Source organism: Methylobacterium sp. SD274, assembly GCF_017355285.1.
Taxonomy (GTDB): domain Bacteria; phylum Pseudomonadota; class Alphaproteobacteria; order Rhizobiales; family Beijerinckiaceae; genus Methylobacterium.
Map to the genome: position 1 here is coordinate 68,138 of NZ_JADIJP010000021.1, position 25,713 is coordinate 93,850.

20 protein-coding genes are annotated in these 25,713 nt (G+C 62.8%); 9 read left to right on the top strand and 11 right to left on the bottom strand.

What is annotated here, in order from left to right:
* Nucleotides 1-5 precede the first annotated feature (5 nt).
* On the bottom strand, nt 6-1,496 hold the full coding sequence (locus IPV08_RS17505; protein ID WP_207412809.1) for a D-alanyl-D-alanine carboxypeptidase: 1,491 nt from the start codon (nt 1,494-1,496) through the stop codon (nt 6-8).
* Between the two features lie 299 nt (nt 1,497-1,795).
* Between IPV08_RS17505 and IPV08_RS17510 the strand changes: the two genes are divergently transcribed.
* The 4 genes from IPV08_RS17510 to IPV08_RS17525 all read left to right on the top strand — a co-directional run bounded on the left by IPV08_RS17510 (nt 1,796) and on the right by IPV08_RS17525 (nt 6,025).
* Entirely contained in the window at nt 1,796-2,140 is a 345-nt protein-coding gene (locus IPV08_RS17510) for a phasin family protein (protein WP_246748010.1), read from the top strand.
* Between the two features lie 312 nt (nt 2,141-2,452).
* A complete protein-coding gene (gene clpS, locus IPV08_RS17515; protein ID WP_210348536.1) occupies nt 2,453-2,899 on the top strand; it encodes an ATP-dependent Clp protease adapter ClpS in 447 nt (148 codons plus the stop codon).
* A gap of 23 nt (nt 2,900-2,922) precedes the next feature.
* Nucleotides 2,923-5,412: an ATP-dependent Clp protease ATP-binding subunit ClpA gene (gene clpA, locus IPV08_RS17520; protein WP_207412811.1), complete on the top strand. Its 2,490-nt coding sequence runs from the start codon at nt 2,923-2,925 to the stop codon at nt 5,410-5,412.
* Nucleotides 5,413-5,749: 337 nt separating this feature from the next.
* On the top strand, nt 5,750-6,025 hold the full coding sequence (locus IPV08_RS17525) for a hypothetical protein (protein ID WP_056430939.1): 276 nt from the start codon (nt 5,750-5,752) through the stop codon (nt 6,023-6,025).
* Nucleotides 6,026-6,028: 3 nt separating this feature from the next.
* Here the strand turns inward: IPV08_RS17525 and egtD are convergent, their stop codons facing one another.
* Together egtD and egtB are read right to left on the bottom strand one after the other, a co-directional pair.
* A complete protein-coding gene (gene egtD, locus IPV08_RS17530; RefSeq protein WP_207412812.1) occupies nt 6,029-7,003 on the bottom strand; it encodes an L-histidine N(alpha)-methyltransferase in 975 nt (324 codons plus the stop codon).
* 59 nt (nt 7,004-7,062) lie between these two features.
* On the bottom strand, nt 7,063-8,337 hold the full coding sequence (egtB, locus tag IPV08_RS17535) for an ergothioneine biosynthesis protein EgtB (protein WP_207412813.1): 1,275 nt from the start codon (nt 8,335-8,337) through the stop codon (nt 7,063-7,065).
* Between the two features lie 194 nt (nt 8,338-8,531).
* Here egtB and murI point away from each other — a divergent pair, with 194 nt between their 5' ends.
* Entirely contained in the window at nt 8,532-9,410 is an 879-nt protein-coding gene (gene murI / locus IPV08_RS17540; RefSeq protein WP_207412814.1) for a glutamate racemase, read from the top strand.
* Between the two features lie 204 nt (nt 9,411-9,614).
* Nucleotides 9,615-10,232, top strand: coding sequence for a 30S ribosomal protein S4 (gene rpsD / locus IPV08_RS17545; protein ID WP_056430930.1), 618 nt, complete (start codon nt 9,615-9,617; stop codon nt 10,230-10,232).
* Nucleotides 10,233-10,470: 238 nt separating this feature from the next.
* Here the strand turns inward: rpsD and gltA are convergent, their stop codons facing one another.
* Complete coding sequence (gltA, locus tag IPV08_RS17550; protein WP_056430927.1) at nt 10,471-11,760, bottom strand: citrate synthase; 1,290 nt, start codon at nt 11,758-11,760, stop codon at nt 10,471-10,473.
* 229 nt (nt 11,761-11,989) lie between these two features.
* Nucleotides 11,990-13,417: a glutamate--tRNA ligase gene (gene gltX, locus IPV08_RS17555; protein ID WP_207412815.1), complete on the bottom strand. Its 1,428-nt coding sequence runs from the start codon at nt 13,415-13,417 to the stop codon at nt 11,990-11,992.
* A gap of 178 nt (nt 13,418-13,595) precedes the next feature.
* On the opposite strand from gltX, the gene IPV08_RS17560 reads away from it, so the two are divergent.
* A complete protein-coding gene (locus tag IPV08_RS17560; RefSeq protein WP_207412816.1) occupies nt 13,596-15,866 on the top strand; it encodes a ComEC/Rec2 family competence protein in 2,271 nt (756 codons plus the stop codon).
* Here IPV08_RS17560 and lexA read toward each other — a convergent pair.
* Together lexA and IPV08_RS17570 are read right to left on the bottom strand one after the other, a co-directional pair.
* Nucleotides 15,860-16,597, bottom strand: coding sequence for a transcriptional repressor LexA (lexA, locus tag IPV08_RS17565; RefSeq protein ID WP_207412817.1), 738 nt, complete (start codon nt 16,595-16,597; stop codon nt 15,860-15,862). The two genes, IPV08_RS17560 and lexA, sit on opposite strands and share 7 nt — an antisense overlap.
* A 366-nt stretch (nt 16,598-16,963) precedes the next feature.
* On the bottom strand, nt 16,964-17,656 hold the full coding sequence (locus tag IPV08_RS17570; RefSeq protein WP_056430919.1) for a GntR family transcriptional regulator: 693 nt from the start codon (nt 17,654-17,656) through the stop codon (nt 16,964-16,966).
* A 787-nt stretch (nt 17,657-18,443) separates the two neighbouring features.
* Between IPV08_RS17570 and oxc the strand changes: the two genes are divergently transcribed.
* Complete coding sequence (gene oxc, locus IPV08_RS17575; protein WP_207412818.1) at nt 18,444-20,183, top strand: oxalyl-CoA decarboxylase; 1,740 nt, start codon at nt 18,444-18,446, stop codon at nt 20,181-20,183.
* 94 nt (nt 20,184-20,277) lie between these two features.
* Complete coding sequence (frc, locus tag IPV08_RS17580; protein WP_056430911.1) at nt 20,278-21,552, top strand: formyl-CoA transferase; 1,275 nt, start codon at nt 20,278-20,280, stop codon at nt 21,550-21,552.
* Between the two features lie 134 nt (nt 21,553-21,686).
* Here the strand turns inward: frc and IPV08_RS17585 are convergent, their stop codons facing one another.
* The 4 genes from IPV08_RS17585 to IPV08_RS17600 all read right to left on the bottom strand — a co-directional run bounded on the left by IPV08_RS17585 (nt 21,687) and on the right by IPV08_RS17600 (nt 25,009).
* Nucleotides 21,687-21,848: a hypothetical protein gene (locus IPV08_RS17585; RefSeq protein WP_200919169.1), complete on the bottom strand. Its 162-nt coding sequence runs from the start codon at nt 21,846-21,848 to the stop codon at nt 21,687-21,689.
* 248 nt (nt 21,849-22,096) lie between these two features.
* Entirely contained in the window at nt 22,097-23,908 is a 1,812-nt protein-coding gene (locus IPV08_RS17590; protein ID WP_246748015.1) for a zeta toxin family protein, read from the bottom strand.
* Between the two features lie 73 nt (nt 23,909-23,981).
* Nucleotides 23,982-24,122 carry a hypothetical protein gene (locus IPV08_RS24725; protein WP_246748011.1) on the bottom strand — a complete coding sequence of 47 codons (141 nt, stop codon included), beginning with the start codon at nt 24,120-24,122 and terminating at the stop codon, nt 23,982-23,984.
* A 470-nt stretch (nt 24,123-24,592) separates the two neighbouring features.
* Nucleotides 24,593-25,009, bottom strand: coding sequence for a CBS domain-containing protein (locus IPV08_RS17600; protein WP_246748012.1), 417 nt, complete (start codon nt 25,007-25,009; stop codon nt 24,593-24,595).
* Nucleotides 25,010-25,713: the final 704 nt, after the last annotated feature.

Here is a 25,713-nt window from a genome sequence, read left to right on the forward strand (position 1 = left end):
GGAGTTCAGCTTCGCGTGGCGAAGCAGTTGAAGCCGTTGCGCTTCAGGGTCGAGCAGGCATCCTGGGCGGCTTCCTGTTCGCTGAAGCCGGAGAACCGCGCCCGGTAAAGGGTGGCGCCGCCGTGATCGACCCGCACGGTGTAAGGTGACGCCTTGGAGAGCGCGCTGCCGGCCCGGCTGCGAGCCTCGGAGAGCATCGATTTGGCCTTGTCTTCGTCGTCCATGGCGCCGAGCTGGATCACCCAGGCGGTGGGCGTGACGCGGCTCGTGGATGCTGCCTTCGGTGCGGGGTCGGACCGAGCGCCGTCGACCGATGCGAGGCGGGCGTCGGACTTGCCGCTTGGCGAGGTTTTGGCTCCCGGGAACGCGGCGGGCGCGCTGCTCGGGGCATAGGCCTGAGCCGAGGCCGGGAGGGCGCCGCTCCGCCACTTGGCGCCGGCGCTTCCGGGCGTGGTTGTCTGGCGCGGGCTGATGTCGAGGGGCTGGGTCGAAGCGGTGGTCTCGACCTCCACGTCCTCGTCATCGGCCGAGGCGACCTGCGTGCGGGTCCGCGACGTGGCGTCCGCCACCACGGCGGGACGGCCACGCTCGGCGACTTCCGTCACGGCCGGCGTCTGCCGGTTGCCGGCATAGGCCCGGGGCAGGTTCGCCCGGACGAGATCGGCCATGATCCGGTCGCGACTGGCGCCCGACTTTCCGCCGAGCACGATCGCGACGATCTGGCGGTCGTCGGACTTGGCGGCGGTCATCAGGTTGAAGCCCGAATCGCGGGTGTAGCCGGTCTTGATGCCATCGACGCCCTCGACATTGCCGAGTAGGCGGTTGTGGTTGCCGATGACCCGGCCGCGGAAGGCGAAGGAGCGGGTCTGGAAATATTTGTAGTAGCGCGGAAACCGGTCCTGAATCGCGCGGGCGAGGATGGTCAGATCGCGTGCCGTGGTGATCTGGTCCGCATCGGGCAGGCCCGAGGCATTGGCGTAGTTGGTCCTAGTCATGCCCAGGGCCTGCGCCTTGCGGGTCATCATCTCGGCGAATTTCGGCTCGGAGCCGGCGATGTTCTCGCCGATGGCGCAAGCCACGTCGTTGGCGGACTTCGTGACGATGGCCTTGATCGCGTCCTCGACCTCGATCGTCGAGCCAGGCCGGAGCCCGAGCTTGGATGGGGATTGGGAGGCCGCGAAGGCGGAGATGGTCAGCGGCGAATCGAGGTTGAAGCGGCCGCGCTCGAGCTGCTCGAACAGCATGTAGAGCGTCATCACCTTGGTGATCGATGCCGGATGCCGGAGGGAATCCTCGTTGACCGCATGCAGGGTGCGGCCGGTCTTCACGTCGATCACCATGGCGGCGTAGGGTGGGTTGTAGCCTCCGCCGCCGCCCCGGTGATGGTGCCCGCGACGCGCGTCGGCGGGCGAGGCGATGGCCGTGAGAACGGCTGCGGCCGCAATGAGGGCCGGCAGTCCATGGGTCGTCCGGGAGCGACTCGGAACGCTACGCATCGCGACGGGGTGTCCTCGACAACCGATCGTGAGATCGGCTTGCACTGCATCATCACTGCAAAGCCGGCGAACGTGCCGCCGTGACCTCGCAACATCTGTCAATAAGGCTAGGTCGACGCGGTTACGGCCCGGTTAATGCCTGGCGATTGATTTGACCGTTTTTGCTGCGATGCAACATGATCTTGACGTTCCATGTTGCATCGCACATAGAGACGGCATTGGTCGCTTCCGCGGGTCGGGGAACCGGCCTTGTCGACATCCGGCCCCAGAGGAATGCCCGAAAGGGTATCTCGCATCCCATGACCAGTCAGCTTTTCGACAAGATCCCCGCTTTCGACAAATCCGGCATCGACTCGGTGATGAAGAACGTGTCGCTGGTGGCGCGGACGAACCAGACCGTCGGAACCGAGATGGCCGATTACACCAAGCAGTCGTTCGAGCATGGCACCGCCACCATGAAGAAGCTGGCCGAGGCGAAGACCCCTCAGAGCGCCATGGAAATCCAGGCCGAGTTCATGAAGGCGTCCTACGAGCGCATGGTCGCTCAAGCGAAGCTGGTCGGCGGCCTGTATGCCGAGCTCGCCAAGAAAATCGGCAAGCCGCTCGAGGGCCTAACGAAGATCAAGCTTCCCGCCACCAACTGAGCTCCCTCGGCGCCAGCGCCCGAGAGACCGAAAATGCTATTCCGAAGGGCGATCGAGCGACGGCTCGGTCGCCCTTTTTCGTGCGCCACGGCACCTTCCGGCGCCGGGCCTGGGCGATGTCCGCCCGGCGGTAGGCATCCGTGGCGTCGAGTGACCGGACAAGTGCGCGCAGGCGACTGGCGAAGTCGGGAAACGGCCTATAGATTGGATGAGAAGCAGGTGCGCCGCGCCAGCGTGCAGTCGGGAAGCCGGTCGGTTCTTACATATCCGCGTCCGGACTCCGCTGCCACAAATGGGGTCGATGCTATTCCGATGTTCGACGACCCGATGCGTTGTCTGGTCTCTTCCGTCATGGATCACGGCAGTTTCGCCGCGACCATCGGACGTGATGGCGCGAATTCTGCCGGTCCCACGGTGCCGCGCGCGGCTGATCCCCTTGGACCGGGTGGCACCGACGACGGTCGCTCGGGGACGGCGATCATCACGCGCACCAAGCCCAAGACCAAACGGCCGAGCCTGTACCGCGTCCTCCTGCTCAACGACGATTACACGCCGATGGAATTCGTCGTGCACGTGGTCGAGAAGTTCTTCAATAAATCGCAGGCCGATGCCTACCAGATCATGATGCACGTGCATCAGAACGGCGTCGGCGAGTGCGGGATCTTTACGTACGAAGTGGCGGAGACCAAGGTGACGCAGGTCATGGACTTCGCGCGTAAACACCAACATCCTCTCCAGTGCGTCATGGAAAAAAAATAGGCACCCCACACGAGGACCCGCTTTTGCCCAGCTTCTCTCGCAGCCTAGAACAAGCTCTCCACCGCGCCCTGGCGCTCGCCGGCGAGCGCCGGCACGAATACGCGACGCTGGAGCACCTGCTCCTCGCCCTGGTGGACGACCAGGATGCCGCAGCCGTCATGCGCGCCTGTAACGTCGAGGTCGACATGCTGAAACGCAGCCTGGTCGAGTATGTGGATACCGAACTCGCCAACCTGATCGGGGATGGCCGGCAGGATGCCAAGCCGACGGCGGGCTTCCAGCGGGTCATCCAGCGGGCGGTCATCCATGTCCAATCATCCGGCCGGGAAGAGGTGACCGGGGCCAACGTGCTCGTGGCGATCTTCGCCGAGCGCGAAAGCCATGCCGCCTATTTCCTGCAGGAGCAGGACATGACCCGCTACGACGCGGTCAATTACATCAGCCATGGTATCGCCAAGCGCCCGGGCGCTTCGGAGGCGAAGCCGGTTCGCGGTGCGGAAGAGGAGCCCTCGTCCGAGCGTCCGAGCGGCGATGAGGCCGAGAACCGCACGAAGAAGAAGGGGGACGCGCTGGATGCCTATTGCGTCAACCTCAACAAGAAGGCCCGTGATGGTCGGATCGATCCGCTGATCGGACGTGAGAGCGAGGTCCAGCGTACCATCCAGATCCTTTGCCGCCGGCAGAAGAACAATCCTCTGCTCGTGGGCGACCCGGGCGTGGGCAAGACTGCCATCGCCGAGGGATTGGCGCGCAAGATCATCAACAAGGAAGTCCCGGAAGTCTTGATCGATGCGACGGTGTTCTCCCTCGACATGGGGACGCTGCTCGCCGGCACGCGCTATCGCGGCGACTTCGAGGAGCGCCTCAAGCAGGTGATGAAGGAAATCGAGGCGCATCCGAACGCGGTGCTGTTCATCGATGAAATCCATACGGTCATCGGCGCCGGTGCGACGTCCGGCGGCGCGATGGACGCGTCGAACCTCCTCAAGCCGGCTCTAGCCAACGGCTCGCTTCGGTGCATCGGCTCGACCACCTACAAGGAGTACCGCCAGTACTTTGAGAAGGACCGTGCCCTGGTGCGCCGGTTCCAGAAGATCGACGTCAACGAGCCGTCGATCCCGGACGCTATCGAGATCGTGAAGGGGCTCAAGCCCTATTTCGAGGAGTTCCACAAACTCAAGTACACGACCGAGGCCGTGAAGGCCGCCGTGGAACTGTCGGCGCGCTACATCAACGACCGTAAGCTGCCGGATAAGGCGATCGACGTGATCGACGAGACCGGCGCCTCGCAGATGCTGGTGCCGGAAGCCCGCCGCAAGCGGACCATCGGCGTCAAGGAGATCGAGGCGACCATCGCCACGATGGCCCGCATCCCGGCAAAGACCGTCTCCAAGGACGACGCGGTGGTTCTGAAGAACCTCACCGAGAACCTGAAGCGCGTCGTCTACGGCCAGTCGAATGCCATCGAGGCGCTGACTTCGGCGATCAAGCTGGCCCGTGCCGGTCTGCGTGACCCCGACAAGCCGATCGGTTCCTACCTGTTTGCCGGCCCGACCGGCGTCGGCAAGACGGAGGCGGCCAAGCAGCTGGCTTCATCGCTCGGCATCGAGATGATCCGCTTCGACATGTCGGAATACATGGAGCGGCATACGGTGAGCCGCCTGATCGGCGCACCGCCCGGCTATGTCGGCTTCGACCAAGGCGGGCTGCTCACGGACGGGATCGACCAGCATCCGCATTGCGTGCTGCTGCTGGACGAAATCGAGAAGGCTCATCCCGACCTGTTCAACATCCTGTTGCAGGTGATGGATCACGGCAAGCTCACCGATCACAACGGCAAGCAGGTCGATTTCCGCAACGTCATCATCATCATGACGACGAATGCGGGCGCATCGGACATGGCGAAGTCCGCCTATGGCTTCACTCAGACCAAGCGCACGGGAGACGACGTGGAGGCGATCAACAAGCTCTTCGCGCCCGAATTCCGGAACCGCCTAGACTCGATCATCTCCTTCGGACATCTGCCGAAGGACGTGGTGGCCAAAGTCGTCGACAAGTTCGTGCTTCAGCTCGAGGCCCAGCTCGCCGACCGCAACGTCACGATCGAGCTGTCCGACGAAGCACGCGAGTGGCTGACCGAGAATGGCTATGACGAGGCGATGGGCGCGCGGCCCATGGCACGCCTGATCCAGACCACGATCAAGACTCCGCTCGCTGACGAGGTGCTTTTCGGACGTCTCAAGGACGGCGGCGCGGTCAGGGTGGTGCTGAAAAAGGCCGAGGACGGCGAGGCGCTGGCGCAGAAGGATGCACTGGCCTTCGAGTTCCCGGCCGGCCCAGTAACTCCCAAGCCGGAAAAGGACGTCACCGACGCCGGTGGCAGCAAGCGCAAGCGTAGCCGGGCGAAGGCTGCTCCGCGGAAGAAGGACGAGGCGAAGAAGGACGACAAGGGCGGTCCCGGCGGTTCGGGCGGCGTCCGCACCGTTCCTAAGGTTCCTCTCGTTCGAGCCTGATCGCACGAGGCATCGGTCAGAAGGGGCGCGTCTTCCTCAACGGAAGACGCGCCCCTTCTGCTTTATGCCATGCGCAAATGGGTCTGCCCCACCGGGTTGGACGATTGAGACTTCGTATCGTGCCACGAAAACGTCGGTCCCGTGGTCGACATGGGCATGATCGGTCGTTAGCAACCGCGTTCGAATGGGTGCATAGGCGCCCGTCCGGTCGTGAATCCTGCGAGGGGGCTCGCCGAGCGACATGACAGGTTCAGGTGTCCGGCGACGGTTCAGATCGTCGCCAGAAGCATCGAGCCTGTGATCGTCATTAGCCACTCGCGACAACAGGGGAGTATCCATGAGCGATCTGCAAGAGGGCCCCCTGACGCCACTCTCCAGCCAAGGCACGCATGTCGCGGCCCGCCCGCAGAAACTGACCCGCCGAGAAGAGCGTCGACGCCGGCGCATGCGCCGTCGCCGGGGCGAGGAAATCCTGGGTTGGATCCTCGTTCCGATCATCTGCTACGGGATCTATTGGGGCATCAGCGCCGGTTTCGACGTGCTCGGCACCACTCCTGGGACCGTCTGGGACCAGCTGATGCAGGTCAAGCAGATGCTCGAGAAGAAAGCCTGATCCTTATCCGCGCGTGAGGGCATGGACCGAGAACAGGCGCTCGCCGTCAGTCCAGCTCTTAGCCACGTTCCATCCGGCTTGGCTGGCAAGGTCGCGGAAGCTGTCGACCGTGTACTTGTAGCTGTTCTCGGTATGGATCGTTTCTCCCTCCGAGAAGCTGAACCGGCGGCCCGCGAGTGATACCTGCTGGGCGCGCAGGCTGACGAGATGCATCTCGATCCGCGAAGCCTCTGGGGCGAAATAGGCCCGGTGGGCGAAGGCTGACGGGTCGAAATCGGCGCCGAGTTCACGATTGATCCGATGCAGCAAGTTGAGGTTGAACCGCGCCGTCACTCCCGCCGCATCGTCATAGGCCGCGTCCAGCACGGACTTGTCTTTCACGAGATCGACGCCGACGACGAGAGATGCCCCGCGCCCAAGAACCCTCCCGAAATGGGCGAGGAGATGGGCCGCCTGGGGCGGCTCGAAATTTCCGATTGTCGAGCCCGGAAAGAACCCCGCCACGGCGCCGTTGGAAAGCCCGTCGGGGAGAGTGAAAGGCCGGGTGAAATCCGCGGCCACCGGTTGGATCGACAGCCGAGGGAAATCGCGAGACAGAGTCTCGGCCTCGCTCCTCAGGAAGCTTTCGGAAACGTCCACCGGCACGTAGGCCGCCAGATCAGTCAGATGAACAAGAAGACGCCGGACCTTCACCGTCGAGCCGCTACCGAATTCCACGAGGTTCGCGCGCGGGGGAAGAAGTGAGGCGATGTCCGCCCCCGATTCATCCAGAATACCGATCTCGGTTCGGGTCGGGTAATATTCCGGCTGGCGGGTGATCGCCTCGAACAAATCCGAGCCGACCTCGTCGTAGAAATACTTCGCCGGAATGAATTTCTGCGCCGCCGTGAGTCCAACCAGGACGTCATCGCGGAATTGTTCTTCCGAGCTGACGGCGGACAGGGGTGTGGCGTCCGTGAAGACGGGATTGATGGTCACGGGCAAGTCTCCGAAGGACGCCAAAGGACGCTGGGTTACGCGGGTGTGGGAAACGATGCTCAGTCGCGATAGTTCGACAGCCGCAGTCCCGTGAATTGCCAGCGCTGGTGGGGATAGAAGAAGTTGCGATAGCCGATGCGGGCATGTCCTACCGATGTCGCCACCGAGGAACCGCGCAGAACGAACTGGTTCGACATGAACTTGCCGTTGTATTCGCCGAGCGCACCGGAGACCGGCCTGTAGCCCGGGTAGGACAAATAGGCCGAGCGGGTCCATTGCCAGACGAGGCCGAAAGCGTCGTCGAGAAGGCTCTCCTTGGCGGCGATCTCCCATTCGAATTCGGTTGGCAGGTCGCGCCCTGCCCATCGGGCGAAGGCATCCGCCTCGAAATAGCTCACATGGGTGACAGGCAGGGCTGGGTCGATGCCTGCCCGCCCGGCAAAGGTCATGCTCGACCATTGCCCTGCATCGTTGCGCTGCCAGTAGCCAGGGGCCTCCCAGCCCTCCGCCTGTACCGCGAGCCAGCCATCCGAGAGCCAGAGTTCAGGACGCGCGTAGCCGCCATCCTCAATGAAGGCGAGCCATTGCGCATTGGTGACGAGGCCTTTGTCGATCCGGTACGGCAGGATCAGAGTTTCATGTCGCGGCGATTCGTTGTCGAACGAGAAGCCTTCTCCCTCATGCCCGATCTTCGCCACCCCACCCCGCAGTTCGGCGGCTCCGCCGCGCGATACCGGACGGGGAAATCGCCATCCGGCATCGTAGACGGGGCTCAGCGGATTCTGCGCGAAGGCATGGAGAATGTCCGTGAGCAGCAATTCCTGATGCTGCTGCTCATGATAGAGGCCGATTTCGAGGATCGGCAACACGGTCTCGAGGGTCGCGTCGGTGGCATCCGATAGGAGGCTTTCCACTGCCCGGTCCACATGGGCACGGTATCCGGCGACTTCGTCGGCGGTCGGGCGGGTGATGAGGCCGCGCATGATTCGCGGCTGCCGGGGGCCGGCCGCGACGTAATAGGAATTGAACAGGTAGTGCAGCCGCTCGTCATAGATACGGTAGCCGGGGACGTGATCACGCAGGAGAAATTGCTCGAAGAACCACGTTGTATGGGCCCGATGCCATTTCGTCGGACTGGCATCCGCCATGGACTGAATCTGCTGGTCCTCCGGCGAGAGAGGCGCGGCGCGGCGTTCCGTTTCGTCGCGCACCGCGCGGAAGGCTCTGATCCAGGCTGCGCGATCCACCGGTCGCGCCGATACGTTAGGTGGCGGGAATGCTGCGCCGTCCGCCTGATGGTGCGAAGTCTCGCGAATTGCCGCTGTCGCTGCCATGTCGATCACCCCACTCGCATCCATGATGCGGAAATATGGCTCCGCTGCGATTCGGCAACGGCCCTTCGTCTGCGCCCATCGCCGCGGCGCACAAGCGCTGAAAATGCCGGGCCTTTTTCATGCCGCAGTGACACGGCCTTAACCCTGTCGCCCGACACTCTGCCATCCACGCACTGTGTCCAGGCAAGGCTCGTATGCGGATCGATCTGATGGCGGGAGCGATGACAGCGGCCCTGGTTGCCGAAATCCGGCCGACCCCGACGATCCTCGTCTTCGATTCGGGGCTCGGGGGGCTGACGGTTCTCGAACAGGTCCGGCGGGCCCGGCCCGACGCGCGTTACGTCTATGCGGCGGACGATGCGGCTTTTCCCTATGGCCGCCTCTCCGAGACCATCCTCGTCGCCCGCGTCACGACGGTGATGGAGCGACTGATCGCGCGCCACGCGCCCGACCTCATCGTCATCGCCTGCAACACCGCATCGACCCTTGTGCTTCCCGCTCTCCGGGCAGGTTTCTCCACCCCCTTCGTGGGCGTCGTGCCACCGATCAAGCCAGCGGCGGAAGCGACGCGTTCACGCAGGATCACTCTTCTGGCGACGCCGGGTACGGTTGCGCGGCCCTACACCCACGACCTGATCGAGACTTATGCGGGTGATTGCGTGGTCACGCTCGTCGGATCGCCGAATCTGGCGGCCTATGCCGAGGCCGAACTTGCGGGGCATCCTGTCGACGACGCGCTGCTCGCCGCCGAAATCGCACCCTGCTTCGTCGAGGGAGAGGATGGTCGGCGCACGGATGTGGTCTGCCTCGCCTGCACCCATTATCCGCTGCTGCTCGCGCGGTTCCAGCGCCTTGCCCCATGGGAAGTGAGCTGGATCGACCCGGCGCCGGCCATCGCCCGCCGGGTGACACAGCTTCTCGGTCCATCCCGTCGTAAGCCCCTGGACGACATCCCCCCGGGGCTCACGGCCTTCACCAGCGGTGTGGGCATCACGGCTTCCCTGCGTCGCTCTCTCGACGCAAGAGGTGTCGGCGACGTCGCCGTGGAGATGATGCCGCTCGCCTTGCAATAGATGTGTTGCCGCCTCGGCATTGACCCTCGGGCATCTCTCGCTTATGCAGCGCAGAGTTACGGGGCTCCGAGAGGGGCCCCGCAGCTTTTTCAAGCGCACCCGTGAGCGGCAATGTCCGCTCTGTCGTTCCGCTTCGGCCTCGGGCCGCTTCGGGAAGAGGAGGGCGCGTTCCTCGACCAATCTCACTCGCTGAGAGGAACCGCGATGTCAAAACGTATTCAGGCGAAGCACAAGCTCGATCGCCGTATGGGCCAGAATATCTGGGGCCGCCCGAAGAGCCCGGTCAATCGCCGCGAATACGGCCCCGGCCAGCATGGCCAGCGCCGCAAGGGCAAGATGTCCGACTTCGGCACGCAGCTGCGCGCCAAGCAGAAGCTCAAGGGCTACTACGCCAACATCACCGAGAAGCAGTTCCGCCGTTACTACGCCGAGGCGATCCGTCTGCGCGGCGATTCGAGCGAGAACCTGATCGGCCTGCTGGAGCGTCGCCTCGACGCGGTCGTGTACCGCGCCAAGTTCGTGCCGACCCCGTTCGCTGCCCGTCAGTTCGTGAACCACGGCCACGTCAAGGTGAATGGCCGTCGCGTGAACATCGCCAGCTTCCTCGTGAAGCCGGGCGACGTGATCGAGGTGAAGGATTCCTCGAAGCAGCTCGAGATCGTCGTCGTGGCCTCGCAGCTCGCCGAGCGTGACGTGCCGGACTACATCGAGGTGGATCACTCCAAGATGACGGCTCGCGTCACCCGCGTGCCGAGCCTCACCGAGGTTCCCTACCCGGTCCAGATGGAACCGAACCTCGTGATCGAGTTCTATTCGCGCTGATCCCACCGGATCATTGCCGAGACGAGAAAGGCCGCCCGAGAGGGCGGCCTTTTTGTTTGCCCAGATCGATCAGGCCTCGCTCCTCAGGCGGCTCACGACGCGAAGAGGGGCACAAAAAGGCGGGGCAGCCTGTCGGCCACCCCACCTTCATTCATTCCTCTACCCACGAGATCATGACCCTCCGTGACGTTCGCCTCGAAAGCGAGGTCGAATACAGCGGACGGCCTGAACGAAAGTATCAGCCGCGCTGGCCGATGGGCACGTATTCGCGCTTGTCGGGTCCGATATAAAGCTGGCGCGGACGGCCGATCTTCTGCGACGGATCCTCGATCATCTCCGCCCACTGGGCGATCCACCCGGTGGTGCGGGCCAGGGCGAAGAGCACCGTGAACATCGAGGTCGGGAATCCCATCGCCTTGAGGGTGATGCCGGAATAGAAATCGATGTTCGGGTAGAGCTTCTTCTCGATGAAGTACTCGTCCTTCAGAGCGATCTGCTCAAGCTGCACAGCAACTTCGAGAAGCGGATCGTCCTTGATGCCGAGCTGGCTGAGCACCTCATGCGTGGTCTTCTGCATGATGCGGGCGCGCGGATCGTAGTTCTTGTAGACGCGGTGACCGAAGCCCATCAGCCGGAACGGGTCGTTCTTGTCCTTGGCCTTGGCGACGTATTTCGCGACGTTGTCGGGCGTTCCGATCTCTTCCAGCATCTTGAGCGCTGCTTCATTGGCGCCGCCATGCGCGGGGCCCCACAGGCACGCGATGCCGGCGGCGATACAGGCAAAGGGGTTGGCGCCCGAGGAACCGGCCAGACGGACGGTGGAGGTCGAGGCGTTCTGCTCGTGATCGGCGTGGAGGATGAAGATCCGGTCCAGCGCGCGCGCATAGATCGGGTTGACGACGAATTCCTCGCACGGCACCGCGAAGCACATCCGCAGGAAGTTCGAGGTATAATCGAGGTCGTTCTTCGGATAGACGAACGGCTGACCGATGGAATACTTGTAGGCCATCGCTGCGAGCGTCGGCATCTTAGCGATCATGCGCAAGCTGGCGATCATCCGCTGCTTGTCGTCCGAGATGTCGGTCGAGTCGTGATAGAAGGCCGAGAGCGCGCCAACGCAGGCGACCATGATCGCCATCGGGTGGGCGTCGCGGCGGAACCCCTGGAAGAAGCGGTTCATCTGGTCATGCACCATGGTGTGGCGCGTGACCCGGTAGTCGAAATCCGCCTTCTGGGCGGGCGTCGGCAATTCGCCGAACAGCATCAGGTAGCACGTCTCGAGGAAGTCGCCCTGTTCGGCGATCTGCTCGATCGGGTAGCCGCGATAGAGGAGCACGCCGGCATCGCCGTCGATATAGGTGATCTTCGATTCGCAGGACGCGGTGGAAGTAAATCCCGGATCGAAGGTGAACATGCCGGTCTTGGCGTGAAGCTTGCCGATGTCGATGACGTCAGGTCCGATCGTACCGGTCTTGATCGGAAGCTCGACTTGGTTGTCGCCCACGGAGATCGTGCTGGAGGCGCTCATGGAGACGTGGACCCTTTCTTGGCAGAAGGCAGACCTTGGCAGAGGGGAGCGCCGGTCCGCATGGCGACACCCACCACTTCGGCCCGGAGCGCACGGGCAGACCTATGCTGCAAGTGCTCACACATCTATCGGGTTAGCGGATCGGCCCACCGCCTTCAACCGATCCCCCTCTCCACGCTATCGCTGAAGCGAAAACCGGGCCGATCTGTCACCGGTTCGATGCATGCGATCAGGCGGACGCCGTCTGATCGGCCAAGCGGCCCAGACATTCATCCCGTCCAAGTACGGCCATGACGTCGAAAACCGGGGGTGAGGTCGCGCGCCCGGTCAGCGCGGCCCGAAGGGGCTGCGCGATCAGGCCGAGTTTGAGTGCGTTCTCCTCCGCGAACCGGCGCACGGCGCCTTCCGTGGAGGCCGCGTTCCATTCCGGAAGGTCGCCGAGAGGCGGCAGGATCGCGGCGAGGCGCTGGCGGGCCTCTTCGCTCAGCAGTGTCTTCGCTTTGTCATCGAGATTGAGCGGCCGGGAGGCGGTGAGGTAATAGGCGCTGTCGAGAAGCTCGACCAGAGTCTTGGCGCGTTCCTTCAGGCCGGGCATCGCCGCCCGCAGCTTGTCACGAAGCTCGGGGGATAGTGTCGTGGGCAAACCGCGATCGGCGGCGAGGGCCGGCAGGATCGTCTCGATCGCATCGATCAGCACGGCATCCTCCGCGCCGCGGATGTAGAGCCCATTGAGGTTCTCGAGCTTGGCGAAGTCGAAACGGGCAGCTGAGCGTCCGATCGACTTGAGATCGAAGGCAGCGATCATCTCCTCCGTCGAGAACACCTCCTGGTCGCCATGGCTCCAGCCGAGGCGGACGAGGTAGTTGCGCAAGGCGGCGGGCAGGTAGCCGAGGTCGCGATAAGCATCGACCCCGAGCGCGCCGTGGCGCTTCGAGAGCTTGGCGCCGTCAGCACCGTGGATGAGCGGGATATGGGCCATGATGGGCGCGGACCAACCGAGCGCATCATAGATCTGGCCCTGCCGTGCGGCGTTCGTGAGGTGGTCGTCGCCACGGATCACATGGGTGACGCCCATGTCGTGATCGTCGACGACGACCGCGAGCATGTAGGTCGGATTGCCGTCGGAGCGGAGCAGGACGAGGTCGTCGAGATCCTTGTTGGCCCAGGTCACGCGGCCCTGAACCTGATCCTCCACCACCGTCTCGCCCTCGGATGGGGCGCGCAGGCGGATGACCGGCTTCACGCCCGCCGGTGCCTCCGAAGGATCGCGGTCGCGCCAACGCCCGTCATAGCGCATGGGACGTCCCTCGGCCCGCGCGGCTTCGCGCATGGCGGTGAGTTCGTCCGGCGTCGCGTAGCAATGATAGGCGTTGCCCGAAGCGAGCAGGCTTTCCGCTACCTCGCGGTGCCGCGCGGCGCGGGCGAACTGGTAGACGACGTCCCCATCCCAATCGAGCCCGAGCCAGCGGAGCCCGTCGAGAATCGCATCGATGGCGCCCTGGGTCGAGCGCTCCCGGTCGGTATCCTCGATGCGCAGCAGCATTCTGCCGCCGAAATGACGGGCATAGAGCCAGTTGAAGAGCGCCGTGCGCGCTCCCCCGATATGCAGGTACCCCGTAGGGGAGGGGGCAAAGCGCGTAACGACGGGTGACGACATCGGGCGGTTAAACTTGTGCGTGAAGTGAGAGGGCGGATCGACCGGCCCGGATCGGCGCATGTAGCATGCGTTTTCGATGACGTTAAGAAAGCGTGGCGCCGAGTCGCGAAACGGGGACGATTTCGCGCGGGCGGCATCTCTCGCACTTCGCGAGCCGTGAGGAGAGACGCAGCCGGAGATGGCGCAGGCCAATGCGCGAGCCGCGGGTGCGACGGGTGCTGCCTCGGCCTCGTCACGCTCACCCGCGATCCTGATCGGCGCGATTAGACGCTGGATCGTCGACGGGCTGGTTCAGGAATCCGAACAGAGGCGCCTGTCTCCCTGGCTTGCCGTCACGTTCGGTTTTGGCATCCTCGTCTGTTTCACCGCCACGGATGGTCAGCCGGCGCTGGCAGCACCCCTCCTCGTCGCGTCCGCACTCTCTGCCCTCGCACTTCGCCTCGGTTCGAGGCCCGTGGCCTTGGCATTGGTTCTCGGACTTGCCGCAGCCTTCCTGGGCTTCGCGGCCGCCACTCTGAGGATGCAGGTCGTAGCGGCACCCGTCCTGGCCCGGACGACGATTGCCCCGCTCACCGGATTGGTGGAAGCCCTCGACGAACGGGAAGTCGGCGCCCGCCTGATCGTTCTCGTGGAAAGTTTCGGCAACCTCCCGCCGGACCGCCGGCCCACGCGGGTCCGCGTTTCCTACAAGAAGGCCCTCGCGCTGAAGCCGGGCGATTTCATTTCGGCGACGGCACGGCTCCTGCCGCCGCCCGACGCGGCCCGCCCCGGCGGATATGATTTCGCCCGGGATGCCTATTTTCGCGGGATCGGTGCCGTCGGTTCCCTGATAGGCAAGATCGACGTCAAGCCTCCGCCCAGGCCTTTGCCCCGCTCGGTAGCGCTGGCAGCCGCCGTAGACGACGCCCGCAACGCGCTGACCCGGCGCATCACCGACGCCAATGGCGGGCAGGCCGGCGCGGTGGCCGCCGCCCTGGTAACGGGAAAGCGCGGCCTCATTAATGCCGAGACCAACGAGGTTCTGCGTGCGGCGGGAATCTACCACGTCGTCTCGATTTCCGGCCTCCACATGGTGCTCGCAGCCGGCGTCGTGTTCTGGCTCGTCCGCGCGCTGCTCGCCCTCGTTCCGGGGCTCGCCCTGGTTTGGCCGATCAAGAAGATCGCCGCCGGTTTCGCCATGGTGGGTGTCACGGCCTATTGCGTCTTCTCGGGCTGGGATATCGCTGCCGAACGCTCGCTCATCATGACGTTGGTGATGCTCGGCGCGATCCTGGTGGATCGCCCGGCTTTGAGCATGCGGAACCTCGCGCTCGCTGCCCTCATCGCCCTCGCGCGAGAGCCGGACGGGATTCTCGAACCGAGCTTTCAGATGTCCTTCGGCGCGGTTGCCGGCCTCATCGCTTGCGCCGGCGCGCTCAATCGCTGGATGCCGCCACGCGAAGGTGCGGGCCTCTTGGCCCGAACCTGGCGGTTTCTGGCTGTCGCGGTCCTTGGCACACTGGCGACGACCTTGATCGCCCAGATCGCCACGGCGCCCTTCGCGACCTATCATTTCCAGACCGTCCAGCCCTTCGGCATCGTCGGCAATGCCCTGACCTTGCCCCTCGTCTCCCTGGCGGTGATGCCGGCGGCGGTTCTTGGGATCCTCGCCTATCCCTTCGCACTGGACCAGCCGGTCTGGTGGGCGATGGGGCTCGCCGTACGCGGGATGCTCACGATCTCCGGCTGGATCAGCGGGTTCGGACACGCCACCCTCGTCGTCCCGGCCTATGGCAGCACGGCACTCTGCCTGCTTGCTCTCGCCCTGCTCCTGCTGACACTTCCCGTCTCGAGCTTACGCTGGATCGGCCTTGCTCCGGCCGCTCTCGGTGTCGTGCTCGCTACCATGCCGCCGCGTTACGACGTCTACATCGACCGTGAGGGTGGCGGTGCAGCCTTCCGCGACGGGGACGGCCGATTGAGCATTCTCGGCAGCCCGCCGGCCTTCGTCCTCGAACAATGGCTCAAGGCGGATGGCGATTCGCGGAAGGTCGCCGCCGTCGCAGCCTCGCCGAGAAGCCGATGCGATACCGGCGGATGCGTCGTCGAGTTAGGGCCGGGTCGGATCGTCGCCCTCGTCAAGGACAAGCGGGCCTTCGCGGAGGATTGCGAACGGGCGAGTGTGATCATCGCCCGCCGTGACGCACCCAAAGACTGCCGGGCCGGCTTCGTCATCGATCGCGCATACCTGGCTCTACGCGGCGCCACCACCATCCGTTTCGGCCCCGAAGGACCGCAGGTCACGTCCGCCCACCAACCTCATTCTCGTCCGCCATGGCGGCGGGCGGTCGCCGTCGTCACGCCGTCCCCTTCGCCTCCGAAGGAATCGGGACCAAGTCCGAAACCCATAAAACCCGAGGGCGACGACGGCGATCCGTCATCCGAAACGCAGTCGGACGGGCTTCAGTAACGACGGACCAGGCTGACGAGCCGCCCCTGGATCTGAACACGATCCGGACCCAGAACCCTCGTCTCGTAGGCTGGGTTTGCCGCTTCCAGAGCGATGGAGGAACCGCGGCGACGCAGGCGCTTCAATGTGGCCTCTTCATCGTCGATGAGGGCAACGATGATGTCGCCCGTATTCGCAGTGTCCTGCTTCTTGATCACGACAAGATCACCGTCGAGGATACCCGCTTCGATCATCGAATCGCCACGGACCTCCAGCGCGTAATGTTCGCCGCCGGCCAGGAAGTCCGGTGATAGCGTCACGGAATGGCTCTGGTTCTGTATGGCGGAGATCGGCGTGCCCGCCGCGATCCGTCCCATGACCGGGATCGTGATCGACCTTCCGCTCTCGTCCTGGGCCTGGGTCGTTGGCTGGCGCAGGGACGGCATCGCCTTGGACCGACCGCCTTCGACTACGCTCGGCGTGAAGCGGCGAACTTCACCGGCGGGAGCGGGCTTCGGCGCCAGTGCACCGGTCAGGCTCTCAGGCATCCGGATCACTTCGATCGCCCTGGCGCGATTCGGCAAACGACGCAGAAATCCGCGCTCTTCGAGGGCCGTGATCAACCGGTGGATCCCCGACTTCGATTTGAGATCGAGGGCGTCCTTCATCTCGTCGAAGGAGGGCGGGACGCCACTCTCCTGCATCCGTTGTTGGATGAATTGGAGAAGATCCAGCTGCTTACGCGTCAACATACAGATCACTCTTCCACTGAAGCCAATGGCCGCGACTAACGCCGCTGAAACAAAACACGAACACGGTAGACGTTCCGCAAGTGTTCTGCAAGGGTTCCGTTAACCCGGTGGTAGAGTTTGTTCCTGAGGCGCAATGTTCCGCTCAAGGCGCCTTACCGCGGGCCGGCTTGGCGTCCGCCGGTATCACCCGCCGGGCCCTTCAATCATCCGAAGGGGCTTCGTGCCGTGGAGGCTTATCCTGCCCCTGTAAGGTGGGCCTTCACGGTGTCCGGCGGAACCGCGCGCCCGGTCCCCGCCGATGACTTAGTCGGTCACCGACGGCCGGGGAGCCATGCGATGTGGCGGGTACTCTGGCGGCAGCGTCGATCAGTCGAGATAGTCACCATATTTCTCGACATGGCTGGCGAGGCCGAGGCCGTGCTCGCGCACGAGGCGTTCCGCCAGATCTGCATCCCGCGCTTCCAATGCCTTGATGATCGCCACGTGTTCCTTGATCGAATTGGCCGCGCGTTCCCCCTGACGCAGCGCGGTGTTGCGAATACCGCGGACATGCATCAGCAGGTTGCTGGTGATGTCTTTGATCACGTCGCACTGGCCGAGCGAAATGATCTTCTGGTGGAAGCGAATGTTGGCTTCCGAATACTCGTCGAGATGATCCGACGGGCGCCCTTCATAGAATTCTGGAAAGTGCTCACGCAGGCAGTGAAGTTGTTCGTCGGTGGCCCGCTCGCAGGCGAGGCGCGCAGCCATGCTCTCCAAGGCAGACCAAGCCTGGATCATGCTGACAATTTCTTTCTTCGACTTCTTGATGACGAAGACACCACGACGGGCCTCGAACCGCACGAAGCCTTCCTGCTCCAATACCGTCAGCGCTTCGCGCACAGGGGTGCGGCTCACGCCAAGGTTCAAGGACAGCTTTCGCTCATCCAGGCGAACCTCTTCACGCTGATTATAAATGTTCATGTTCGTGATTGCTTCTTTGAGCGCGTCATAAGCCAATGCACGCAAGCTTGAAGTCGCAACGATAGGCTTTACTTGAAATGTGTCGGTTTTAACCATTTTTCATGCCACCTAGAATAATTTAAACTCGCACACGCGGGCGAGCACACTTGGTGTGAAGCATGCCAAACTCGCGTTTGAAATACAAGGAATGCCTCGGCCCGCTCAAAGCTCTTAACATAAGCTGAGTGGCGCTTTCCTCGCTACGGTTCGAAGAGCAGACTTCCGATTACCATGAAGGAAGGAGTTGTATTCTTCCCGTGTCGACCGGCCATGCGACGCCTCGCGTTCGGGCGATCCGATGCTGATCGGCACAATCGTGCAAATCCGTTTGACAGTTGGTATTTGGTATGCCACCAATTGCCTATCGGGTCGGAGGGCTTACAGCAGTTTTCGACTGCTAGATCGGGTCAAAGCGCCTTCTGTGTTCGAGGCAGGCGCGGGATCGCCAGCCGGCGAACGGCGCCCGTCTGGCGGTAGGCATTATAAAACATGGTGATTTGGTTGTGTCCACCATCGACCCCGCCAAGTCGCCGCAAAGATTAAGCTGCGCGGAATACCCAAAGAGATCATAAATTTTTGGATTCCCGTTGAAGAAAATCCACGCCCCGTCGAGGGAGGATGAAACGTCACGCTGGCCGACTTCACGGCAACGCCAACTCCAAAGTCACTGCCAGGACGTCGATTTAACGTCGAGGAATCCCGCGGTCTCCGAAGCCGCATCACAATCGGGTTTGCACTGCACGAGAGAACCAAATCCCGCGGCGGAAAAGTTCACGTCATCGGTTCGCCGACTTTGCGGACCGCCAATCAAAATAAAACGTCAAAGAACCAGGGAGAGAACACGATGTCAGCTTTGGCCCAGAGAATCGATGTCGACGTTTCGGCCGAGCCGGAACTCACCGATGGCTTTCACCTCGTCATCGACGCGCTGAAGCTCAATGATATCAACACGATCTACGGCGTGCCCGGCATTCCGATCACCGATCTCGGTCGCCTCGCCCAGGCCGCAGGAATGCGGGTCATCTCCTTTCGCCATGAGCAGCACGCCGGCAACGCCGCCGCCATCGCGGGCTTCCTGACGAAGAAGCCCGGCATCTGCCTCACGGTTTCCGCGCCTGGCTTCCTCAACGGCCTCACGGCCCTGGCCAACGCCACAACTAACTGCTTCCCGATGATCCTTATTTCCGGCTCGTCGGAGCGTGAGATCGTCGATCTCCAGCAGGGCGATTACGAGGAGATGGACCAGCTCGCCATCGCCAAGCCCCTGTGCAAGGCCGCCTTCCGCGTTCTTCACGCCGCCGACATCGGCATTGCCGTCGCGCGGGCCATCCGGGCCGCAGTTTCGGGCCGCCCCGGCGGCGTCTATCTCGATCTACCTGCCAAGCTTTTCTCTCAGGTGATGGAGGCCGATGCCGGCGCCAAGTCGCTGGTCAAGGTCATCGATGCCGCTCCGGCCCAGCTGCCGGCTCCCTCCGCGATCAAGCGCGCGCTCGATGTCCTGAAGAGCGCCAAGCGCCCCCTCATCGTGCTCGGCAAGGGCGCGGCCTATGCGCAGGCCGATGACGAAGTCCGGGCGCTCGTGGAGACCAGCGGCATTCCCTACGTGCCCATGAGCATGGCCAAGGGCCTCCTGCCCGATACCCATCCGCAATCGGCTGGGGCGGCCCGCTCCCTCGTCCTCAAGGAGGCGGATGTCGTCTTGTTGGTTGGCGCACGCCTGAACTGGCTGCTCTCGCACGGCAAGGGCAAGACCTGGGGCGCGCCCGGCTCGAAGAAGTTCATCCAGATCGACATCGAACCGAAGGAAATGGATTCGAACGTCGAGATCGTGGCGCCCGTCGTCGGCGATATCGGCTCCTGTGTCACCGCGCTTCTCGACGGGATGAAGGGCGATTGGCAGGCCCCGCCGGCATCCTGGACCGATGCCATCTCCGCCAAGAAGGAAGAAAACCTCGCCAAGATGGCGTCGAAGCTCCGCAAGAATTCGACGCCGATGGATTTCCACGGCGCACTCGGCGCGCTGAAGACCATCATCGCCGAACGTCCGGACGCCATTCTCGTCAACGAGGGGGCCAACACCCTCGATCTCGCCCGTGGCATCATCGACATGTATCAGCCGCGCAAGCGCCTCGATGTCGGCACCTGGGGCATCATGGGCATCGGCATGGGCTTCGCCATCGCCGCCGCTGTCGAGACCGGTAAGCCCGTCCTCGCGGTGGAGGGCGACAGCGCCTTCGGCTTCTCCGGCATGGAGGTGGAGACGATCTGCCGCTACAACCTGCCGGTCTGTATCGTCGTGTTCAACAACAACGGCATCTACCGCGGCACCGATACGGATCCGACCGGCCGCGATCCAGGAACGACTGTCTTCGTCCGGGATTCCCGTTACGACAAGATGATGGAAGCCTTCGGCGGCGTGGGCGTCAACGCGACGACGCCGGACGAGCTCTCCCAGGCCGTCAACGCCGCGATGGATTCGGGCCGCCCGACCCTCATCAACGCGGTGATCGACCCGGAGGCCGGCACCGAAAGCGGCAATATCGGCAGCCTCAACCCGCAGAGCGCAGTCAAAAAGAAGAAGTAGGCCGTCGGTCCGTCCGGCCGCTCCAGCGTCAGCGACGCCGGGGCGGCCGGCGCCCATCATATCCGCCGAACGCCATTCAACGCGGAAGAGTCCTATGAATGCCCTCGAAGGCGTGAAGATCCTCGACTTCACTCATGTCCAGTCCGGACCGACCTGTACCCAGCTCCTGGCTTGGTTCGGCGCGGACGTGATCAAGGTCGAGCGTCCGGGCGTCGGCGATGCCACACGCCAACAGCTCCAAGACATTCCCGATGTGGACAGCCTCTATTTCACGATGCTGAACCACAATAAGCGTTCCATCACGCTCGACACCAAGAACCCCAAGGGGATCGAGGTGATGTGGCGGTTGGTGAAGGAGTGTGACGTTCTCGTGGAGAATTTCGCTCCCGGCGCGCTTGCCCGGATGGGACTGACCTGGGAGGCGATTCATGAAGCCAACCCGCGCATGATCCTCGCTTCTGTGAAGGGCTTCGGGCCGGGCGCCTATGAAAATTGCAAAGTCTACGAGAACGTCGCCCAATGCGTGGGAGGTGCGGCCTCCACCACTGGGTTCCGTACCGATATCCCGATGGTGTCAGGCGCTCAGATCGGTGATTCCGGCACCGGCCTCCATCTCGCCCTCGGCATCGTCACCGCCCTCTACCAACGGACGCATTCCGGCGTCGGCCAGAAGGTCGATTGCGCCATGCAGGACGGCGTTCTCAACCTCTGCCGGGTCAAGCTGCGCGACCAGCAGCGGCTGGAGCGCGGACCGCTCAAGGAATACAGCCAGTACGGGGAGGGGATCGGTTTCGGCGATTCGGTGCCGCGTGCGGGCAACGATTCCGGCGGTGGCCAGCCCGGTCGCATCCTGAAGTGCAAGGGCTGGGAGACCGATCCCAACGCCTACATCTACTTCATCGCGCAAGGCGCGGTCTGGGAGCCGATCTGCGATGTCATCGGCGAGCCGACATGGAAGACACATCCCGATTACGCGACGCCGAAAGCGCGGCTGCCGCATCTGAATGAGATTTTCACCCGGGTCGAAGCCTGGACGATGTCGAAGACCAAGTTCGAGGCAATGGAAACGCTCAACGCGCTTCACGTCCCCTGCGGTCCAATCCTTTCGATGAAGGAGATCGCCGAGGACGAATCGCTGAGGAAATCCGGCACGGTGGTCGAAGTCGACCATCCGGAGCGCGGCAAGTACTTGACCGTGGGAAACCCGATCCGGCTTTCGGCGAGCCAGGTCGAGGTCAAGCGCTCGCCCCTGTTGGGCGAGCATACGGACGAGATCCTGCGAGATGTCCTCGGTTATTCCGAGAGCGACCGCCTCAAGATCTCGGAATCAGGGGCGATCGGCGCCATCCAGAGGATTGCAGCCGAATGATCTGTCCCTGAACGAAGCGCGGGCCGCCTGTCTCAACATCTCGGCTTGCGCGCATGACGTGAAGCTCCTCCTGACTCAGCGCGGTGTCGGCCGGATAGGCTCGATGCCGCGCTCTTTCAGGCGAAGACGATCCGTCAGGCGATACCGGTGAAGCGACCTGCCGAGCCTGGAACGTAATCGCGGTTTTCGACGCGGCTCTTGTCTGCGCGCGCCGAGAGGAGGTCGGCGGCCTTCACTACGAGAAGGACCTGAAGCGCGATCATGACGATCACGGCGGCGAAGAGAGTGGCGAACATGGCGGGCTCCCGGAGGGCGTTGCATCACCCTGATGCCATGCTGCACCGCAAACTGATATACCACATTCCTTCGACCACTCATGTCGCTAGCGCATATCGGAGCGTGTCGGGGCCTCGGGCAGACACTGAGGTCATCCTGCCAACCCGTCCAGGTGGACCTGGCCCAGCGGACTTTATATTCACCGCATTGCTTGGGCCTTGGCCGCATCCATCGCACGCGTTGCATACGCGTTCAGGACCATAAGAGCCTAGAATGCGTCACCCCAGCGGCCCAGTGTCTGAGCCTCTTCCCGACGAAGGATCTCGCAGGGTTCGGGCACGGGAAGTGAAACTCCCGATACGCCTATCGCTCCGAGAGTCGCCTTCAATTCCGTGTTCTCGACCGCCCGCTCCGCGATATCCGCGGCGAGATGGGTCAGGCGCCCCTGGTGAAGCTTGGCGTAGACGTGTCCCGTCCCAAAATCCGCAAAGCAGATCGTGGTCATCCGGCGGATACAATCGCGCAGAAAGCTCATGTTGTCCGAAGGCGCCATCGAACCGGCAGCGGCATAGACCTCCTGCGCGGACCGCGCGGAGATATCGATTTTGCGGTACCGATCGATGTCGAAGAGAAATTTCAGGTCGAGGATATTCATCGTGCCGTTGATGCCGAAGGCAACGGTTCGGGGACGTTCACCTTCCGGTACGCTATTGTCCAGAAACTCGAAATGGACCCGCTTGTCCGACCTGAGTGCCCAGGTGAAAAAGAGCCGTGGCATGCCGGTATAGGCTTCGACGTTGTGTGCGAGCAGATCTTCGACAGCTTTGTAACGGCCGAATTGTTCGCCGCGTTTCCACGCCCGCTCGACGGTTGCCTCCGGCGGCGTGATCATGAACTGCATGTAGACGCAATGGCCGAAGCGGGTCAGGAGTTGGCTGCCATCCTCTGCTCCGGGATCGACGGTGAAACTGTCGAACCGGAACCGGTCGATCAGGAGATGTGAGATGTGCCCCTCCGCAGCCTTCACCGCCATGTGACGGTCGAGCTTGCGGTCGATGATCTCGACCTCGCGTCCTGTCAGCGTACCGGCATAGCGGCGGGCCGCACCGAGGCTGTCGTAATCGAGCAGGAATTTGCGCCAGACGTCGGGTGTGATGACAGCAAAATCCGACTGGTCGAGGCCGACTTGCCCGGCGAGCGCACGCTGATAAGGCCGGATCGTGCTTTTGCCGGAAGCTGATGCGCCTTTGACGTTCATCACCACCGGCTGCGTCTGGGCTCTCAATGAGCGGTAGCCTTCCCGTGCGACGACCTCGCGGAACCATGGTTCAATGAGCTGGCCGATCCGGCTGCTACCATACTGGTTCGAGACCAGGATGCAGACGAGACGGTGGAGAAGCGCGGTGTCTCGGATCAGGAAGCCGCGACGCCGGATGATGCTTGTCACCACCTGTCGCAGGGCGACGCAAACCGCCATTTCGAGGGAGTCTGATGGTGTAGCGCAACGCGCGTACCACGCGTCGAGATGGTGGAGGGCCCATTGCTCTGGCGTGCCGTGCTCCCTTTTCCGCCTGGCCGGTTCGGGAGAGCCAAGGATCAGCTGCCAGAGGGAGGGTTGTCCGCGGGCCGGTTCTCCGACAACCTTCGGGGTGAACATCTCGGACAGTTCGCGTTGGAGCACGAGCGCGGCGTCGCTCCGGATCTGAACGAGCAGGTCAGCGATCTCAATCGCGTGAGACGCAATCCCGGTGTCCAGGATTGTGCTGACGATGGCCCGAAAGTTGACGCCGAGATCGCCATAAGTGCGCCCGACCGGCACCGACAGATCGGCCATGACGCGGATAAGCACTTCGTGCACGACGAGACGCTGAGCACGGAAGAGTACGAGCTGCATCAGTGGCAGACCACTGACGTCACTCATCTCGCGGGCATCGTCGAGGCTGGTTTCTACGTTGTCCGGCCTGAAGAGCGTCTCGAGGGACAGAAACGCCCTGGGCAACGTCGATTCCAACCCCGGATTCCAGGGGCCGAACTCCAGGCGCGGAGGCAAATCAGCTGGGCCGGTAGCCGGGGGCACCATGATGGACATGGCCGGCCCCTCCAAGAGTCAGTGAATTCCAGGGCGGCCATGCATCGCGGCGACCTCGAACGCCTCAGGCGACCGCTTCCTCATCGATGGCCTCGAGCCGCAACTGATAGCGGTCACCCCAGAGTGCCTCGGCCTTCTCGTACCATTCCGCGTTGAAGTAGAGCTTGGCGCAGAACTCGCTCTGCCAGATGCAGACAGCGATCACCCTTGAATCGATGACTTTGACATGGCGGCTGATCAGTCCACGCGTAATCCCGGCCGAGGGACACATGTCCATGCTGGTCATCCCGTTGGGGGATTCGCCGCTGAAGATGACCGGGCATTCAAGAATGGCCAAGTAACGCATTGCTGCTAACCCTGTTGGCCACGAGATGCGAGCGGTCGGCGTTGCACCGACGATCCCTGCCCCGTAGCGTCTCCTTGCCTCGACCCCCGGCTTGAATCGAACCTTTCGAGAAGGCTGAAACACTAGGGTATCGTGTCGAAATTTTGAATGCAAAAACGATGGAGGTCAATGATCAGAAGCGGGTTATCTTATCCTGCACCTGCGGTGAGAGTGCGTCGCAGCGCAACAACGAAGGATCGAGATCGATTGCGCATCATTTAATCTCTCGGCAACCTCTGGACGACCTGACGTTACATTCGATTGTAACACCCCGAATGCCTGGTCGAGCATCACGAGTGAGCCGAGGTACTCCTATCAGACATGGCATCGACGCAGCTCCAAATGCTCTGGATCGACTTCAGGACGAGACCATCGGTTACTGCGATATGGTCGGTCTGATAAGCGCAGAACAGTTTAAGCCGGTCGGCATTTGACGTGCTGACGTCGACAGACGCGAAATCTTCCTTCGCCCACATCCAGACAAGGCTGTCGAGCACTTCGAGGCCACGCGATGCCATGGCACGGAAGATCTCGCGCTCGGTAATGATGCCGACGATGGCACCGTCCGTGAGAGGGACACCGTCGATGACGACGAGAGCGTCGACGCCCGGATTCTGCAACATGTTCAACGCATCGCGAACCGAGCGATCCATTCGGATATAGTTTAGGCGACTTGCACCAGTGCCCGTCTGCTGCCTCGCCGGCATGACGTCGCCCCTTCCGGATCGCTTCTTGAGTTCCAACTCTGGTATGCAAAATACCGGTTGTCAATGAATGAAAGAGCACTATGGTGCCGGACAAGGGCGAGGCGGGTAGGCTATGTACGTCCTCGTCGGCTTGGCTCGGTCACTGCGTGGCCGGTGTGGCATTGCCTGTTCCCGAAGGCATGCGCAAAGCCATCGCGTCCAGATTTCAGATTTCTCAGCAAAAATCCGGTGGTTGAGGGTTGTACCCCTCGTTTCCACGGCAAATTTGCGCCTATGCAACAATATGCACTTAGGGGCATGGCAGACCCGTATTTGCGTCCGCGAGATGTTGTTTTTGCATAGCTCAGACAGATTCTTCATCGCCTGTACGATATCTTGAGTTTAATCCCTGTTTGCTGCATTGCGGCGACGATTTTTCTGCAACTCGGTCTTGACGGGCTCATACGTACGAGAGAGGCTGGTATTCCACATACCAGAATGCTGACGACGCCAAGGGTCGGCATTCGCCAAGACTAGAAGCCGGGCAACCGGCTCCTACGCCTCGAGTGAAGCAAAATAGAACAACGCGGAGGACGACAATGACGAGGGCGGAAACAACGAGTGGGCGAGTATCCGATGGATACCGCTGGGGTCAGCTTGTGATCGGCGTGATCTGCATGGTGATGATCGCCAACCTGCAATACGGCTGGACGTTCTTCGTCCCC